The 17,001-nt window shown below is 62.1% G+C and carries 11 protein-coding genes and 1 CRISPR repeat array; of the genes, 3 read left to right on the forward strand and 8 right to left on the reverse strand.

From position 1 onward, the window contains the following. Positions 1–58: 58 nt before the first annotated feature. Positions 59–4,577: a CRISPR direct-repeat array (repeat unit 30 nt; unit sequence GCTTCAACACCAGCTTGGTTCGTCTGAAAC). A 197-nt stretch (positions 4,578–4,774) separates the two neighbouring features. Then, positions 4,775–5,062: a phage repressor protein gene (locus tag C454_RS02820; protein ID WP_049904937.1), complete on the reverse strand. Its 288-nt coding sequence runs from the start codon at positions 5,060–5,062 to the stop codon at positions 4,775–4,777. A 1,265-nt stretch (positions 5,063–6,327) separates the two neighbouring features. Here C454_RS02820 and C454_RS02835 point away from each other — a divergent pair. After that, on the forward strand, positions 6,328–6,489 hold the full coding sequence (locus C454_RS02835) for a hypothetical protein (protein ID WP_004972502.1): 162 nt from the start codon (positions 6,328–6,330) through the stop codon (positions 6,487–6,489). On the opposite strand, the gene C454_RS02840 is transcribed toward C454_RS02835, so the two are convergent. The 4 genes from C454_RS02840 to C454_RS02855 all read right to left on the reverse strand — a co-directional run bounded on the left by C454_RS02840 (position 6,447) and on the right by C454_RS02855 (position 9,742). Next, complete coding sequence (locus C454_RS02840) at positions 6,447–7,754, reverse strand: tyrosine-type recombinase/integrase (RefSeq protein WP_004972504.1); 1,308 nt, start codon at positions 7,752–7,754, stop codon at positions 6,447–6,449. The two genes, C454_RS02835 and C454_RS02840, sit on opposite strands and share 43 nt — an antisense overlap. A 436-nt stretch (positions 7,755–8,190) precedes the next feature. Further along, positions 8,191–8,628 (reverse strand): Rieske (2Fe-2S) protein, encoded by a 438-nt coding sequence (locus C454_RS02845; protein WP_004972505.1) that lies wholly within the window; start codon positions 8,626–8,628, stop codon positions 8,191–8,193. Positions 8,629–8,907: 279 nt separating this feature from the next. After that, complete coding sequence (locus tag C454_RS02850; RefSeq protein WP_004972506.1) at positions 8,908–9,117, reverse strand: DUF7542 family protein; 210 nt, start codon at positions 9,115–9,117, stop codon at positions 8,908–8,910. An 82-nt stretch (positions 9,118–9,199) separates the two neighbouring features. Then, positions 9,200–9,742: a DoxX family protein gene (locus C454_RS02855; protein ID WP_004972507.1), complete on the reverse strand. Its 543-nt coding sequence runs from the start codon at positions 9,740–9,742 to the stop codon at positions 9,200–9,202. 149 nt (positions 9,743–9,891) lie between these two features. On the opposite strand from C454_RS02855, the gene dph5 reads away from it, so the two are divergent. Next, positions 9,892–10,701, forward strand: a complete 810-nt coding sequence (gene dph5 / locus C454_RS02860) for a diphthine synthase (protein ID WP_004972510.1) — start codon at positions 9,892–9,894, stop codon at positions 10,699–10,701. A gap of 61 nt (positions 10,702–10,762) precedes the next feature. Here dph5 and artA read toward each other — a convergent pair whose 3' ends face one another. The 3 genes from artA to C454_RS02875 form a co-directional block, all read right to left on the reverse strand. Beyond that, a complete protein-coding gene (gene artA / locus C454_RS02865) occupies positions 10,763–11,683 on the reverse strand; it encodes an archaeosortase A (RefSeq protein ID WP_004972511.1) in 921 nt (306 codons plus the stop codon). A 161-nt stretch (positions 11,684–11,844) separates the two neighbouring features. Continuing rightward, the gene (locus tag C454_RS02870) at positions 11,845–14,367 is read right to left on the reverse strand and encodes an ArtA-dependent S-layer glycoprotein (RefSeq protein WP_394324751.1); all 2,523 of its coding nucleotides are present in this window, start codon (positions 14,365–14,367) and stop codon (positions 11,845–11,847) included. 269 nt (positions 14,368–14,636) lie between these two features. Further along, entirely contained in the window at positions 14,637–15,416 is a 780-nt protein-coding gene (locus C454_RS02875; protein ID WP_049904940.1) for a VOC family protein, read from the reverse strand. 135 nt (positions 15,417–15,551) lie between these two features. On the opposite strand from C454_RS02875, the gene C454_RS02880 reads away from it, so the two are divergent. Beyond that, a complete protein-coding gene (locus C454_RS02880; protein WP_004972514.1) occupies positions 15,552–16,994 on the forward strand; it encodes an MATE family efflux transporter in 1,443 nt (480 codons plus the stop codon). Positions 16,995–17,001: the final 7 nt, after the last annotated feature.

The raw sequence follows: 17,001 nt of genomic DNA on the forward strand, positions 1-17,001 counted from the left end.
CCAGCTTGGTTCGTCTGAAACCCTCGGGAGAGCGCGTCGGGCCGGTGGTTCTGAATGAGCTTCAACACCAGCTTGGTTCGTCTGAAACACGCCTTCGCAGCCAGCGGCGGCGTCGGGTCCGTGCTTCAACACCAGCTTGGTTCGTCTGAAACCCGATACACGGCGGTCGCCCTCCGCCGGCGCGACGTCGCTTCAACACCAGCTTGGTTCGTCTGAAACAAGTCAATGTTCTCGTACGGTGTGGAACTCTACTCGCGCTTCAACACCAGCTTGGTTCGTCTGAAACTGTCGCTCGAGGGTCGAGAAACGTCGGTGAGAAGCTTCAACACCAGCTTGGTTCGTCTGAAACGGGTGTTGAAACCGTCGACGACTTGAGCCAAGAGCTTCAACACCAGCTTGGTTCGTCTGNGCTTCAACACCAGCTTGGTTCGTCTGAAACGGGTGTTGAAACCGTCGACGACTTGAGCCAAGAGCTTCAACACCAGCTTGGTTCGTCTGAAACCGGGAAGCCGACCCGGACGATTAGCTGGCGAAACGCTTCAACACCAGCTTGGTTCGTCTGAAACGGTGCTCGACGGTGATGTCGAACGAGACCGAATCGCGCTTCAACACCAGCTTGGTTCGTCTGAAACCCACTGGTTCTGGGCCACGTCTGGCTTCCATCAAAGCTTCAACACCAGCTTGGTTCGTCTGAAACGAGTGCATTCCTGATATCCGAACATTCCGCCGTGAAGCTTCAACACCAGCTTGGTTCGTCTGAAACCGGCGGAGGTGACCGATGAGCGCCGGCGCTGGGAGGCTTCAACACCAGCTTGGTTCGTCTGAAACGNCACCAGCTTGGTTCGTCTGAAACCGGCGGAGGTGACCGATGAGCGCCGGCGCTGGGAGGCTTCAACACCAGCTTGGTTCGTCTGAAACGTGTAGTCCACGAAGGGCGTCACCATCGCCCCATGGCTTCAACACCAGCTTGGTTCGTCTGAAACGCTTGAGCGTTTTCGAGATGGGCGCGAATGATGTCGTGCTTCAACACCAGCTTGGTTCGTCTGAAACAAACAGTACGTCAACGACGCGCTCCGGCAGCTGGTGAGCTTCAACACCAGCTTGGTTCGTCTGAAACACGGAACCGTTGCATGGCTCGGCTGGGGTGGAACGGGCTTCAACACCAGCTTGGTTCGTCTGAAACTCGGGAGAGACCAGATTCTCGCCGTGTCCATCGGGTCGGCTTCAACACCAGCTTGGTTCGTCTGAAACGCCGCCGTCCTGGTCGCCGCCCGTCCTCGACGAGAGGCTTCAACCCCAGCTTGGTTCGTCTGAAACTTATTATCGAGGAATCGACCCGTATTGGGCTCCATGCTTCAACACCAGCTTGGTTCGTCTGAAACAGTGTCGTGGGTGGCATACGGAGCTTGATTATCCTGCTTCAACACCAGCTTGGTTCGTCTGAAACTCGGCGCGGCTTCCATACCACGTTCATACACCCTATGCTTCAACACCAGCTTGGTTCGTCTGAAACGGCGGCGAACGTCGCGGCGAGGTAGCCGAGCGATGGCTTCAACACCAGCTTGGTTCGTCTGAAACGAGACCGACGACACTCCCGACGAGCCGGAAGACGAGCTTCAACACCAGCTTGGTTCGTCTGAAACCCGAGGACCCGGGCGAAGTAAGATTGATCGTGAGTGCTTCAACACCAGCTTGGTTCGTCTGAAACTGTGACTGCGGTCGAACGTCTTGCCCCGTCGTTCGTGGCTTCAACACCAGCTTGGTTCGTCTGAAACCGCCCATCCAGCGGGCGCGTCGTCGTCGGTGTAGAAGCTTCAACACCAGCTTGGTTCGTCTGAAACCGGTGGAGGCCGTAGCGCCTGCGGACGATGACGAGGCTTCAACACCAGCTTGGTTCGTCTGAAACTGCTCCCCTCGGCGTGGTAGAACGTCTCTTCACGCTGCTTCAACACCAGCTTGGTTCGTCTGAAACCCCCTGCTGGCTCTCGTCGATCTTCACCTCCAGCGCGCTTCAACACCAGCTTGGTTCGTCTGAAACGAACGGAATGCCAATCGGCATTGCGGTGCTTGGTGAGCTTCAACACCAGCTTGGTTCGTCTGAAACGACCGTCACTGACTCATCGTACTCGAACGGGGTTCGCTTCAACCCCAGCTTGGTTCGTCTGAAACATGAGACCCTCGCCGAGGTCCATCCGAGACGTCACGTGCTTCAACACCAGCTTGGTTCGTCTGAAACGCTTCCAGAAAGTGACTCGAATCGTCAAACGTCGAGCTTCAACACCAGCTTGGTTCGTCTGAAACCCCAACGACCTCCTCAACGAGACGACGGTCGTTGAAGCTTCAACACCAGCTTGGTTCGTCTGAAACCCAAGCCCTGTCAAACGGTACTGAGTTCATCTACTGCTTCAACACCAGCTTGGTTCGTCTGAAACTCGTTTACGTACGCGCGCGTATGGGTTCCCATGTGAGGCTTCAACCCCAGCTTGGTTCGTCTGAAACAACGAGGTCTTCCCCTCGCCAGGCTCAGAGTGAGCCGCTTCAACACCAGCTTGGTTCGTCTGAAACGCTCGCCGTGTCGGTTTCCGACCCGTTCGTCGGATACGCTTCAACACCAGCTTGGTTCGTCTGAAACGCGTTTGCACTTGTGCCGATTGTTGGGGCGCTCAGCTTCAACACCAGCTTGGTTCGTCTGAAACCCCCGAGGAAGATAACCGCGTCACCGACCGCTGGAAGCTTCAACACCAGCTTGGTTCGTCTGAAACTCGTTCGACCCGGACGCCTCTAGCTCTGTGGCGGGGCTTCAACACCAGCTTGGTTCGTCTGAAACCACGAGCCGTTCGTTGTTTGACCATTTTCGTCTTGTGGCTTCAACACCAGCTTGGTTCGTCTGAAACCGTCAGTCGCCTTGCGGACGATGCCCGACACCTGGACGCTTCAACACCAGCTTGGTTCGTCTGAAACTCTCGACCACCTCTCTGTTGCAGGTCCGCGTCGACGCTTCAACACCAGCTTGGTTCGTCTGAAACACGCCGATTGCCGTCACGGCGGGCGACGTTCCGGGCTTCAACACCAGCTTGGTTCGTCTGAAACTCGTTGAGTCGTCGATCTGCCCGCCCCTGCTCGTGCTTCAACACCAGCTTGGTTCGTCTGAAACGAGTGAAAGTGAACGCCGGGGGCTTAGGCGCTCTTGCGGCTTCAACACCAGCTTGGTTCGTCTGAAACCGTCGCGTACCAAAAGCCGAAAACGTCGAAGCGTGGCTTCAACACCAGCTTGGTTCGTCTGAAACTGGGCGAGTTCTGCGACCTCGTCCCGGTAGTAGCTGTTGCTTCAACACCAGCTTGGTTCGTCTGAAACAACCGAATTAGCCCCGATCATCGACCATGCAACGGGCTTCAACACCAGCTTGGTTCGTCTGAAACTCCCCGGTGGCGCAACCAACGAAGTCACGTCCACGAGGCTTCAACACCAGCTTGGTTCGTCTGAAACTATTCGTTGGCCTCCAATTCACCGCGAAGGTCGTCGCTTCAACACCAGCTTGGTTCGTCTGAAACGACCGTCTCGATGAGGAGATGCGGGTCCGAGGGCGTGCTTCAACACCAGCTTGGTTCGTCTGAAACCAGTTCCGTTGCCCCCTGCGAGCCCGGCCGTCGCCCCAACGACGACGCTTCAACACCAGCTTGGTTCGTCTGAAACCCGACGGTGGCGAGAGTAAGACCCAATGGAAACAGGCTTCAACACCAGCTTGGTTCGTCTGAAACGCCGACGAGGGCGTCGCCAAGATCACGGCGATCAACGCTTCAACACCAGCTTGGTTCGTCTGAAACCGTGACTATTTGGTTCCGACGCGCGGCGGGGATGGAGCTTCAACNATCACGGCGATCAACGCTTCAACACCAGCTTGGTTCGTCTGAAACCGTGACTATTTGGTTCCGACGCGCGGCGGGGATGGAGCTTCAACACCAGCTTGGTTCGTCTGAAACACGGTCAACTGGCGCGACATCGCCCAAACGACGTACGGGCTTCAACACCAGCTTGGTTCGTCTGAAACCACGCGACCGTCGGGCGCACCGGCGTTCGTCGAAACGGCTTCAACACCAGCTTGGTTCGTCTGAAACCGCGCGCGTGCCGTCCTCAACCACATCCCGTATTTATGCTTCAACACCAGCTTGGTTCGTCTGAAACTGGCCGAGCACCGCGAGAGCGAGTCCTACGACATCGCTTCAACACCAGCTTGGTTCGTCTGAAACCAGTCGTCGTACTCCTCGCCGAAGCCGGGGAGTTTGCTTCAACACCAGCTTGGTTCGTCTGAAACACCCCGACCGGGCGCGTCTTGAAGCGAACGAGGAGAGCTTCAACACCAGCTTGGTTCGTCTGAAACTCGCGCTCAAGGCGATGTTCGGTTGGGAGTGCTTGTCCAGCTTCAACACCAGCTTGGTTCGTCTGAAACGGGGGCGCGGAAGTCCGGTTTGGGAACAACAAACTGCTTCAACACCAGCTTGGTTCGTCTGAAACCCCTGATTGTAGTTGATGGTCACGGACTGGACGCGCTTCAACACCAGCTTGGTTCGTCTGAAACCCCGGTCAAAATTCTACTCTCAAAGCCCATAACTGTTGTTTACAGGCGCTAGTTTCCATCGACCTTCAGTAGCGGGTTTGTTTAAGTAGGTCGATGGAAGATGCTGCAGTATCGGCCAATCCGGACACCACCCAATCATCCCTTTCTAACCAACCGGCCTCAGTTAGCATGCCGTGCTCACAGCTACACCAACAGAATCAGTCGTCGCCGAGCGCCTCAACGTCGTCGGCGTCAACCCTTCCAGCGAGGAAGTCGCGACCGAAGTCCGTGAGTTCGTAGATTCCGTTCGTGTTGGTGAAGAAGCCGGCGTCCTCGAGTACGCGAACGCGCTGGTTGACGTACTTTCGGTTGTAGTCGATGTTGTAGGCAAGCGATTTCGCCGTCACTCCGACGTCGTGCTCGTCGTAGAACATCAGTATCTCGTAGTCAACGGGAGAGAACCACGAAATTCGCTCAACCATTTCTCTTGTATTGTCGACGGACATGAGCCAAAAATCACACCTATCGGTAACAAGTGTATTGACGATAGGTTTGTCTAATTTTGTACTATCGTCAATAGGATTTATATCCAATGCGTCTCAAGGTGGATACAGACGACCCTCGTCGGTGCTTACAGGTCTGGTAGAAACTCCGGCCCCCTGCTGAGACAGGAGCCCGGTAAGGGTCGTCGCGACAGCCAATGACGACCGAACTAACCCACTCGCGGGGGCGAGATAAACCCCGCGACCCGAAAGAGGAATCACCGTCCAACTGCCCCGTCTGCACCACGCCAATCGAGGGCTTCACCNCCCACTCGCGGGGGCGAGATAAACCCCGCGACCCGAAAGAGGAATCACCGTCCAACTGCCCCGTCTGCACCACGCCAATCGAGGGCTTCACCACCTCGGCACCCGGCAGCCACACCGTCGTCCCGTGCGGGTGCGAACTCGGATTCGTTCGTGCGAGCGACCTCACCGGAGGCAACCGATGAGCGACTGGGAATCCCCGGTCCCCGACGCGCAAGCGAACGCCGGCGCGAACGAACTCGCCGTCACGCTCGACATCGAATCGACGACCGTCAGGGGAAGCATCTCCGCGGAGGTCGAAGACCGCGTGAACCACCTCTACGTCGAGGTCGCTCACGGCTCGGTCATCTTCGAGGTCGGCGAGGAGTTCCGAAGCCTCAGTACGGCGACGACGTTCACGCCCGAACAGGCCCNCCTCTACGTCGAGGTCGCTCACGGCTCGGTCATCTTCGAGGTCGGCGAGGAGTTCCGAAGCCTCAGTACGGCGACGACGTTCACGCCCGAACAGGCCCGGGCGCTCGCGACCGCGCTGGAAGCCGCCGCCGAACGCGCCAGCGAGTTCCGCGACGGGCTCATCGTCCGCAAGTACAACCTCGCCGGAGGCGGCGAATGATTCCCACCGAGGCCGTCCCGCCGCGGGGGAACTGCGGGCGCTTCGAGGCCGACGTCGACGAGGACGCCGATACCGACCTCCCGGACCACCTCGTTCCGGTCACGAACCCGAACCACACTGCCTACTGCACGGTCTGCGGCTTCTGGATTACCGTCGGCCCGGACCGCACGGAGNACCACCTCGTTCCGGTCACGAACCCGAACCACACTGCCTACTGCACGGTCTGCGGCTTCTGGATTACCGTCGGCCCGGACCGCACGGAGTACGGCCACGGCCGGGCGGCCAACCGCGGCCCCGACGAGGACGGTGAACGTCGCGACTGTCCCCACCGTCCCAACCGGAGGGTCGACCCATGAGCCGCGCCGAGTCGCCGCCGCGTGACACCCTGACCGAAGAGGAGCGCGAGCTATTCGAACGACTCTACGAGCAGTTCAAAGACGACGACATCGGGCGCGTGTTCGAACTCGCGCTTCAGGCTTCGTCGGAAAGAGAGAATCGCGAGGCCAACTCGTGAAGCTCCTCCGTGTCCATCATCGCCGGGCGCTCGTCGAGCGTCCGCCGAGCGCGAAGCAGGTCTCGGCGGGTGTCGGCGTCGTCCGCTTCGACCACCTTGTCGTCGATGGCGGTGCCGATGCGGTCGAGGAGCTCCTTCGACTCGATGTCGAGCGACTGGTTGCAATGGATGCAGAAGCCGCGCTCCCGCGGCGTCTCCTTCTCACAGCGCGGGCAGGTGACGGGCGCGAGTTCCTTCGTCTCCGTCTCGACGGCTTCGAGACCGTGCATGGCCGCGTACTGAATCTCTTGGGTCTCGCCGGAGAACTTCGCGACGTACCGGGAGATGACGGGCGACCCGCGGGCGCGACCCTGCCGGTCCTCGATGAACGCTTGGGACTTCTCGCGCGTCGAGAGCCAGTAGGCGTTCGACTTCCGGAAGTTCGTCGGCGTGACGGGCTTTCGAATCTCGGCGCGCTTACCCGCGGCCTTGAAGCATTGGAGGAAACGCGTGTAGCTGAACCGCTCGGGTTCGGTGAGCTTCGTCCAGAGATAGTCGTCGTGGTCGCCGGGGTGTTCGGCCAGCCAGCGCTTGACGTACGGGACGGCCACGATGAGGTGGACGTCGTGTTCGCCGCGCTTCCCGTCGACGCGGACCTTCAGCGAGTGCTTGCCGTCCGTGATGTCCTCGACGCGCATGTCGTACAGTTCGCCGCCGCGGAAGCCGCCCTCGAACTGCAGCGCGATGAGCGCCTTGTCGCGGGGGTTCCGCGCCGCCTCTATCATCGGCTCGACGTCGCGTTCGAGGTCGAGCATGTCGGCCTCGTCGGGTTCGGGCTGGTAGTCCCGGCTGGTCTTCGTCGAAATCCACGAGTGCGTGTCCGGGATGTCGTCCCCGCGGGTGACGTGCTTCGCGAAGAGCCGAAACGCCACGCGGTAGTCGCGGTTCGTCTCTTGGGAGCCGTCTTCGATGTCGTAGGTGCCGTGAATCCAGCGGACGACGACCTTCGCGGCGTCCTTGGCGTCGTAGAACGTCTCCTCGTCGTCGGCATCGCCGTCGCGTTCCCGCACGAGCGTCTCGTGGAGACACGTCTCTGCGTTCTCGCTGATGCGGACGTTGTGCCTGAGGAGCTTCTCGTGTCGGTAGTGGCCGTAGTCTTCGCGCAGCAGGCGAAGTTCGTCCGAGAAGTCGAGCAGGAGTTCGCGGTCGCGGTCACAGCCGCCGCGGGTTCCGTTCCGGAGTTTCTTCCGGAGGGTCGCGACCGACTGCTTCGGGTCGGAAGGCATGAGAGAATCGACAGCCGATGGGCTGGTAAAGGTTCAGTTGAGAGCCCTCCACCGGCTNGTCGCGACCGACTGCTTCGGGTCGGAAGGCATGAGAGAATCGACAGCCGATGGGCTGGTAAAGGTTCAGTTGAGAGCCCTCCACCGGCTCTTTCTGCCGAACTCAAACCCCAGAGATGATGGTCCACCCCGCAGCAGCCGCGTCAGAACCACGCGCCCATCTCTGAGTAGTTGTGGACGCTCCGAAAAGGCGGGCGTCGACTAACCCGTTCGAGTAGTCGCCGTGCGAACGGCGGTCAGCCCGCGTCGAAACGCCCTCGAAATCGAACCCGAGCCGGACCTAAGCGCGTCGAGACCCGAGCGCGTCTTCTCGCCCGGTTCCGACCAGTAGGCAACCACTGCACCGACGGTCGCGGCGGCGGGGCGTCGCAGGGGCGGCCTAAAATCCGATGTGTGACGTCGAACTCGGAATATCGTCGTCATCCTCGTCGTCCTCGTCGTCTCGGGCCGCGCCCTCGTAGAGATAGGTGTACTCGTCGTCAATCAGGAAGACGCCGCCGTCGGCGACCGTGACATCCACCTCGGGGAGACTGGTACCGGCCGCCTCGCCGTTTTCGCACGCGCCGGAACAGGCGTCGAACATCGACCCGTGTTTCGGGCAGATGATCTCGCCGTCGCGCATCGCCGCACCGGTCCCGCGGTCGAACCGCTGGTTCTCGTGGGTGCACGTGTTCGGCCACGCTTCGATGCCCGACTCGTCGTCGCATCGGACGAGGATGAGCTCTTTCGTCCGCGAATACGCGTCCTCCGCGGTGAACAGGTACGACCCGTTTTCGGGGACGTCGTCTACGGCCGCGACTCGGGTTCCATCGACCATCGGACACAGCTATCGACCGGGTCGAAAAGTAGCTATCGGCGCCGGCGAAACGGGTGCCCGAACCGCCTCCGTCGGCTACGCCGAGGTAAATCGGTCCCAAACGACCCGACAGTCGCTACAGAGGAATCCGGTGAACTCGTCTACCGCGTGTCTCCGAACCGTCGTATCCCGTCCGCACCGTTCACACCACATACCCACTCGTTCGGCGGAATATCGTATTGTTATGAATCTCATATCCGCTGACTCGACGCTCGGCGGGGCTGGGGTGCGGAATGTCGGTCAGCGGTCCCCGTCGAGGTTCACACCGCAGACGCCCGCTTCGTCGCCCATCTTCTCCACGCCGGGTGCGAACCGTCCCAACTCCCACGTGGGGTCGTGTCCGGTCTCCGCGCGATGTTCTTCGATTCTGAGACGCGCGTCGGCGAGCTTGGAGAAGTGTTCTTCGAGGCCGCACGTCGGACAGGAGACCGTCGCACGAGGTGTCGACATCAGTCGAACGAAACGCGGCAGTCGAGAAAGTTCCGTCGGGTTCGGCGCCGGGGGCCAAAGAACGGTCGCTGGTGCGCGGTCGTCAGCCCATGACGAGACTCATCCACCGGTTACGCCGCACGAACTCCATGTTTTCGAGGTAGGCGTCGACGCCGAGGATACGACCCGCACCGAACGCACCGAGACCGAACAGCAACACCGCGTAGACGATGTGGTCGTCGACGACCCAGCCGTGAGCCAGCGGCAGTCCGGCGAGGATGCCGCCTTCGAGCGCCGCCGCCCAGTAGAACAGCATCATAACTGCGCCCCAGAAGGCGCTAAATCTGACGAACGCGCCGAGGATGAGCGCCAATCCCGCGAGCGTCAAGCCCCACATGTTCAGCATGTCGATGAGCGGGCTCCCCGCCATCGAACTCCACAGCCCCATCAGGGGGTTCCCCGCGGGAATCGCGTTGGCGAGGTAGCCCGCCGCAGTCCAGTTGTTCGAGGGGTCCGCATCGAGGTACGTCACGAGCTTCGTGATGCCGCCTTGGAACAGCGTCCACCCCATCACCACTCTGAGGAGGAAAAGCGAGTAGCCCACCCACCGCTCCGAGTAGTCGAACCGTACCGGTCGTCCGAACATCTCCGTCTCTAGTGTGCGGCTGTCGGTTGCCATGCAGAGGTGATATTTTCCGCCAAACTACAATAGTGTGTTGGACAATCTCAAACAATGGGCATCGTCGTCTCGTCGGAGGTCACGCCGCTTATCATCGCCCGCGACAGAGGACGGACATGCTCACTTTCATCGGCCTCGGGCTGTACGACGAGCGCTCCATCACCGTCGAAGGGCGGGAGGCGCTCGCGGACGCCGACCGCGCCTTCGCGGAGTTCTACACGAGCCACCTCGTCGGCGCGACCGTCGAGGAACTCGAAGCCTACCACGACATCGGCATCGAGGTCCGCGACCGCGCCGGCGTCGAACAGGACCCCGAGCCGATACTCGACGCCGCGGAGGACGATCACGTCGCGTTCCTCACCGCCGGCGACACGATGATTTCGACCACGCACGTCGACCTGCGCCTCCGGGCCGAAGAACGCGGTATCGAGACGCGACTCGTCCACGGCGTGACCGCCCAGTCCGCCGCCAGCGGCCTGACTGGACTCCAGAACTACCGCTTCGGGAAGGCCGTGACGCTCCCGTTCCCGTACGTTCACGGTGGCGACCCGGTGCCGAAGAGCGTCGTCGACTCGCTCGAAGCGAACCGCGAACTCGGCTTGCACACGCTGGTCTACCTCGACATCAAGGTCGACTGGGAGGGTCGTCGCGGCGTCGAGGTCGACGGCGACCAGTACATGACCGCCGACTACGCCGCCGAACTCTTCGCCGAACACTGGGACGGCGACGCCCTGGGCGTGGCCGTCTGCCGGGCTGGGAGTCCGGACCCCGTCGTCGCTGCGGACCGGCTGTCGGCGCTCGCCGAGCGCGACTTCGGCGAACCGCTGCACATGCTCGTCATCCCCGGCGAGGTCCACCACGTCGAAGCCGACGCGCTCTCGGCGCTCGGCGGCGCGCCCGAAGAACTGTTCGACGACGAAAACTGAGGCGAGACGAGAATCGAACGAGAACGAGAACGAAACCGGAACTACGTCCGCACGGAGCCGACTACGCCCGGCCGTCGAGGCCCAACTCACTTCTGAGGTCGTACTCCTCGCCGGTCACCATATAGAGCACGTCTTCGATGACGGTGAGGAGTTCCGGCACCTCTTGGACGACGAGGTACGTGATGCCGACGAGCGCGACGACTGCGAGCGCCTGGCTGATGATGCGGTCGGAGATGAAAAACGACACCATGTAGGGGTCCGACGAGCCGAAGAGGAACAGAACCTCGTCGACGAACCACTGGAAGTACTGTTTGCCGACTGAGATGGTGATGAACGTCGTCCGCAGTAGGTTCAGCGCGTAGATGATGGGAACGGCGATAGCGAGTCCGCGGAGCTTCCGTCGCATCGGGGCGTCGACGGCGGCGATGAGCCCGGCGAAGATGGCGATGCTACCGAGACCGGTACAGGCGAGGACGACCGAGATTTCGATTCGGTGAGAGCCCTGCATCCACAGGAACGTGTTCAGATAGCCCTCGTCGCCGGGAATCATCTGGGGGGTGTAGCCCAGCGACTCGATGAGGAAGCGCGTCTGCGCCGCGACGGACTCCATGAGGACGCCCCGCGGGGCCGGGATGGTCGTCCCGAACAGCGTCAGCGCGGGAATCGTCTCGAAGGGAAGGTAGACCACGCCCATGGCGGCGACGGCCCGCGAGAGAACGAACAGCGTGTCGCGGCCGTTGTAGAGGAGCCACCCGGCGTAGAGCGACGCCGGGACGGCCGCGATGGTCAACAGCCCCTCGATGTAGCTCTTGTGAACGAGCGTGAAATGCGGGATGAGTTGGAGCCAGAAGACCGCAAACAACACCCACGCTGCGGTCATCACCCGCCGTCCGAGCTCGCGGTCCCGCCCGTTGGCGACCGCGCCGGCGACGAAGGTACCGATGACCAGCCACGCGAGGACGTCGGAGAGGAGACCGGGCATACGTGTTCGATGCGGTGGAGCGAATAAATCCCTTGTCGTTCCGGGCGTCGAATCCACGCGACCGTTGGGTCGACCCGAACGCGCAGCGCCGCCGCTGTGTGGGCGGTCGATAAAGAAGTGTTGAGGGGACCGGGAGAACCCCGGTGGTGGATTAGCGGTCGTTAGTTGTCGCGGCGGACTGCGAGGAGTGCCGCGGCGACGAGGGCGACGAGGGCGACAACGACACCGAAGCCAGGCGTGCTGGACTCGGTGGTCTCCTCGGTCGCTTCCTCAGTCGGCTCTTCGGTCGCGGTTGCCGTTTCCGTGGGCTCCTCGGTCGACTCTTCGGTGGTGGTCGTTTCCGTGGATTCCTCGGTGGTGGTCGTTTCCGCGGCCGTCGTCGTCTCCATGGCTTCGCCGACGATGCCGTCAGCGGTCGCATCGTCAGCCGTGCCGGAGTCGACGGAAGCCGTCACTTCGAACGTGTCGTTGAGGTTCTGCTCCGAGAAGTCGAACGCGGAGGAGAACGTGCCGTCGGCCTGCACGTACACCGAAGCGGTCTTCAGGAAGCGCGGCTGGGTGTCGCCGTCGGAGGTCACGCGGATGGTGAGTTCCGTACCGGGGGCGACGGTGGCCGTGCCCGAGATGGACTGCTCGGCGGCGTTACCGACCGCGAACTCGTCCTGGTCCAGTTCGAGTTCGGGGGTGACGACTTCGAACTCGTCGGATGCCGACTCGTCGTCTTCGGCGAGGTCACCGTCTTCGAGGACGGTGAACGTCGCGTTGAACGCGTCGTCGTCCTCGACTTCGTAGAGCGTCGAGGTGTTGTCGTAGTAGTCCGTGCGCGAGGCAGAGACGTCGTCGAGGTCGTAGACGATGAAGTACGTGTCGTTGTCACCGTCAGCGATGATCGTGGCGCTCGAGCTGTTGATACCCAGGACCTTCGCGTCGCGGTTCGGACCGGGGTTCGTCTGCTCGACCGTGAGGTTGAACTGCGTGCCCGAGAGGGCGTCGAAGTTCGACGCGTCGAACGCGCCTTCGAGGCCCGTCGCGGAGACCTGCGTGACGACGACGTCGCCGTTAGCAAGCGAGTCCGTCTGCGTCAGGTTCTCGTTCTCGATGGCGTCGTAGACGTCTTCGGTCTCGGTGAGGTCAGCGCCCGTGGGTGCCGTCCAAGTGGCGACACTGTCGGTGCTGCGGTCTTCGAGGACGAGCGTCGCGACGTTGTCGGCCTCGCCGCCGGTGGCGACCTCGAGGTCGTAATCGCCGGCGTCGAGGGTCTCACCGCTCGGGATATCCGTGGTGATGTCCTCGACCGTGTACTCGTCGTCGCTGTCGTCAACGTCGAACGAGGAGGTCTTCTTCGGTGCGTAGCTGTTGAACAGAAGGACGACCTCACCGTCGTCGTTGTCGTCTTCGACGGTGACGTTCGCGCTGTAACCGAGGCTGTAGTCACCGATGGTGACCGTCCCGGTGTCCGTGCCGTCGAGCGTGACGGTGATTTCGGCGACGTCGCCGACCTGTTCGTTGATGACGGACGACGCGAAGTCACCCGTGGAGTCCTTGGCCTTCGAGACGGTGACCGTGTCGGACTCGAGCGTGACGCCCGTGAAGGCGTCAGTCGCCTCAATCGTGTACTCGCCAGCGTCGACCGAGCTCAGGTTGAAGTCGGCTTCACCCTGGCCGTTGAGCGTAACGGTCGTCTCGGTGTCCTCGACCTCGTCGCCGTCGTCGTCAAGTGCGACGATGTCGACGGTGCGGTCGCCCGCGTTAGCCGAGACGGAGCCTTCGATACCGTCCTTGGTCGTGATGTTGAGGTCGTCGACGGTGAGTTCGAGACCGAGGTCGCGAACGTCAACCTGCGCCTTCTGGGCGCCGCCGACCGTGAACTGGTACGTGTCGAGGGTCTTGCCGTCCGTGTCGAAGACGAAGACCTGACTGTTGGGGCCAGTGGAACCGGAGAACTGGTAGTTGTTGTCGTCGTCAGCGCCTTCGACTTCGACGTCGGTGTCCACCGCGCTCGCGACGACCGCGACGTTGGAGCCCTGGTAGGCCGTGTTGTTGGACTCGTTTGCGACGTAGATCGGAGCGAAGGTGACGTCCTCAGTCGCGGTGGCCGTGTTACCGGACGTGTCCGTCACGTTGTACGTGACTTCGAGGTCGTCGGTGTAAACCTGGCTGAGGGTGACGTTGACTTGGCCGCTGGAGACGGAGACGGACTGCGAGAGGTTGGTCTCGCCGTCCGTGACGTTCATCTCGTTGACCGTGACGGCCTCGTCGAAGGCGACTTCGACCTTCGGCGTGCCATCGTCGAAGTGGGTGGCGGAGTTGAAGTCAGCAGGGTTGGCGGCAACGACATCAAGCGTGTCGTAAGCCTCTTGCTGGGTGGTACCGGCGGTCAGGATAGCGCTCTCTGCGGCGGAGACGTTGTACTCACCGGCGGAGACGCTCTCCGGAATCGAGAGCGAGAGGGTTGCCGTAGCGGCCGCGGTATCCGTGCTGTTCGGCTCCGAGGCGTTATAGTAGCCGTCGTCATTCAGGTCGAGCCATACGTGAACATCGTTCGCTCCGCCAGAGTTAACGGTAACATCGACGGATGCAGACGGGCCTTTGTCGACGGTATCAGGAGATACCGTAGCCGACGTAGCCGCCGCAGCGGCAGTGCCCGTGAACGCGATGGACCCGGCAAAGACCGAGAAAACCATCAGCGCAGCGAGCAGAACCGCGCGAACTTGTTTGTTTGCTGTCATTGTTATAGATGAGTCTATAAGCGGCGAAGCAGCTTTTTCCCGTACGCCCGTGGGTAGTCGGGCGGGGGGATTACTCGCTGATTTTCACCTTGGGTAGGGGTACGAAAGCGACTCTCCGGAGATTGGATAAATACTTTGTGGAATGTCTCTCCGTGGAGAGCGTCGAGAGACGAGTACTGTTCAGCGAATAAACAGAACCGGCAGAGTGTTAGAAATTCTACCTGTTATTCCGGTGACTCGAAGTCGGCGGGGATAACTTCGATTTCGTGGCCGTCGGGGTCCTTGGTGAACGCGAACATGTCGTCGCAGGACTCGGGGTCGCGGTAGTCCTCGGCCTCGCGCTCCATGAGCGTCTCCCAGTAGTCGTGGAGGTCGTCGGCGCTGACGGCGAGGTGGCCCCACGCGTCGCCCATCTCGTAGCTCCGGCCGTCGTAGTTGTAGGTGAGTTCGACGGCCATCGCCTCTTCGGCCGCGCCCTCGGGCTTCATGAAGTAGTTCGCGAAGGTGTCGGACTCCCAGCGGCCGGTGTGCTCGTAGCCGAACTTGCGGGTCCAGAAGCCGAGCGCCTCGTCGGCGTCCTCGACGCGAATCATCGTGTGGTCGAGGCTCCACTTCGCGCCGTGGTCCCGCTTGACGATTTCGACCTCGTGGCCGTCGGGGTCCTTGACGAACGCGTAGCGACCGCCGCAGGACTCGGGGTCGCGGTAGTCCTCGACGCCCTCGTCCATGAGCTGCTGGTAGGAGGATTCGAGTTCGTCCTCGGGGACGCGGACCGCGATGTGGCCCCACGCGTCGCCCATCTCGTAGGTGTGGTCGCCGTGGTTGTAGGTGAGTTCGAGGACCGCGCCCTCCTCGTGGAGGTCCTCGGGACCGAGGTAGACGTTAGTGAACGTGTCGGCCTCCCAGCGACCCTTCTCCTCGTAGCCGAGGTGGGTCGTGTACCAGTCGAGCGACTCCTCGAGGTCTTCGACGCGAATCATCACGTGGTCGAGGGTTCCGGACATACCCGAGTGATGTGTCGCGCCGGCGAAAAACGTACCGAACGCGGAACCCACCGTCGATGGTTGCCACACGCCGTCTACCGGAACTTTCGGTCCGTTACGTGGTGCATAAGTACTCCCCGAAGTTACGATTCGGCAGTGTTCCCGGTCCCCAATCCCGTTCGCCTCCTCATCCTCGGCATCGGGCTGGCGCTCGCCCGATTCGGTCTCCTCGACCGCGAGCGCGCGGTCCGCATCGCCGACCTCTCGTGGCCCCGCGTCGTCACCGGCATCGCCCGGATGTCGAAGAACGCCGTCGACGTGGCGATGGTGGGTATCGCCTCCGGGACCGTCGCCATCACCGGCGTCGGGTTCGCCGGGCCGTACTGGGGGCTCGCCTTCGCACTCGGCGGCGGTATCGCCGGGGGGACCATCGCACTCGTCTCCCAGCGCTTCGGCGCGGACGCGATAGACGAGTTAGGACTCGCGGTACGGTCGAGCGCGCTCTTGACCGTCGTCGCCACGCTCCCCGTCACGGCCGTCTTCTGGTTGTTTCCCACCGAACTCATCTCCGTGCTGAGCAGCAACCAAGGAGCCATCGAACTCGGGGCGGCGTACCTCCGAATCGTCGGCCTCGGCGTCCCCTTCGCCGGCCTGAACCTCATCGGGAGCCGAGTCCTCGTCGGCAGCGACGACGCCTACACCGCGATGACGCTCCGCGCGAGCGGCGCGGTCATCAACATCGTCCTCAACGCGGTGCTCATCTTCGGCCTCGACATGGGCGTTGAGGGCGCCGCCCTCGGGACCGTCCTCTCGAACGTCGTCGTCGCCGGCGCGTTCGCAGTCGGCCTGTCTCGCGGGTCGCTTCCCGGGGTCGGCGCGTTCCCCGTCACCATCGACCCCTTCGGGTCGTTCGTCGACCCCCGGACGCTCGTCGACCTCGTCAAAATCGGCCTCCCCGTGATGGGTCGCGGGCTCGTCTGGACGGTCGCCGAGTTCCCGATGCTCGCCATCCTCGACAGCTTCGGGCCGGACGTGGTGGCGGCGTTCGTCATCGCCCGCCGTATCTGGGGACTGATGAACACCCCCGGCTGGGGATTCGGACTGGCGTCGTCGAGCCTCGTCGGGCAGGCGCTCGGCAAGGACGACGAGCAGACCGCCGAGGCTTACGGCAACGAAGTCATTCGGTTCGCCGTCGCCACGTACATCGTCTCGGCGGCCCTCGTGGCGATATTCGCTCGCCCCATCGTCCTCGGATTCGTGGACAACCCGGCTGATCCGGCGGTCCCCATCGCCATCGACCTCGTCTACGTCGCCTGCATCGCAGTCATCTTACAGGGCGTCTCCGGCGGGTCCGCGGGTCCGCTCGACGCCAGCGGCGACACCCGCTGGACGTTCGGCAGCCAGTTCGTCGGGATGTTCCTCGGGTCGATTCCGCTCACCTACATCGGCTCCGTCACTTCGCTTGGGCTCGTCGGACTCTATCTGGCGTTCCTCGCCGAGACGACGATTCCGGCGGCGCTGAACTACTACCGCTTCAAAACGGGGACGTGGAAGGCCGTCAGTCGAAACTACCGGCCCAAGACGGCCGCGGACGACTGAAGCGGCG

The sequence above is a fragment of the Haloferax gibbonsii ATCC 33959 genome (assembly GCF_000336775.1).
Taxonomy (GTDB): Archaea; Halobacteriota; Halobacteria; order Halobacteriales; family Haloferacaceae; genus Haloferax; species Haloferax gibbonsii.

What these genes read in the sequence shown, in the direction of transcription:
- C454_RS02820 (WP_049904937.1), bottom strand. Translation starts at nt 5,062, where the DNA reads ATGTCCGTCGACAATACAAGAGAAATGGTTGAGCGAATTTCGTGGTTC.
- C454_RS02835 (WP_004972502.1), top strand. Translation starts at nt 6,328, where the DNA reads ATGAGCCGCGCCGAGTCGCCGCCGCGTGACACCCTGACCGAAGAGGAG.
- C454_RS02840 (WP_004972504.1), bottom strand. Translation starts at nt 7,754, where the DNA reads ATGCCTTCCGACCCGAAGCAGTCGGTCGCGACCCTCCGGAAGAAACTC.
- C454_RS02845 (WP_004972505.1), bottom strand. Translation starts at nt 8,628, where the DNA reads ATGGTCGATGGAACCCGAGTCGCGGCCGTAGACGACGTCCCCGAAAAC.
- C454_RS02850 (WP_004972506.1), bottom strand. Translation starts at nt 9,117, where the DNA reads ATGTCGACACCTCGTGCGACGGTCTCCTGTCCGACGTGCGGCCTCGAA.
- C454_RS02855 (WP_004972507.1), bottom strand. Translation starts at nt 9,742, where the DNA reads ATGTTCGGACGACCGGTACGGTTCGACTACTCGGAGCGGTGGGTGGGC.
- dph5 (WP_004972510.1), top strand. Translation starts at nt 9,892, where the DNA reads ATGCTCACTTTCATCGGCCTCGGGCTGTACGACGAGCGCTCCATCACC.
- artA (WP_004972511.1), bottom strand. Translation starts at nt 11,683, where the DNA reads ATGCCCGGTCTCCTCTCCGACGTCCTCGCGTGGCTGGTCATCGGTACC.
- C454_RS02870 (WP_394324751.1), bottom strand. Translation starts at nt 14,367, where the DNA reads ATGGTTTTCTCGGTCTTTGCCGGGTCCATCGCGTTCACGGGCACTGCC.
- C454_RS02875 (WP_049904940.1), bottom strand. Translation starts at nt 15,416, where the DNA reads ATGTCCGGAACCCTCGACCACGTGATGATTCGCGTCGAAGACCTCGAG.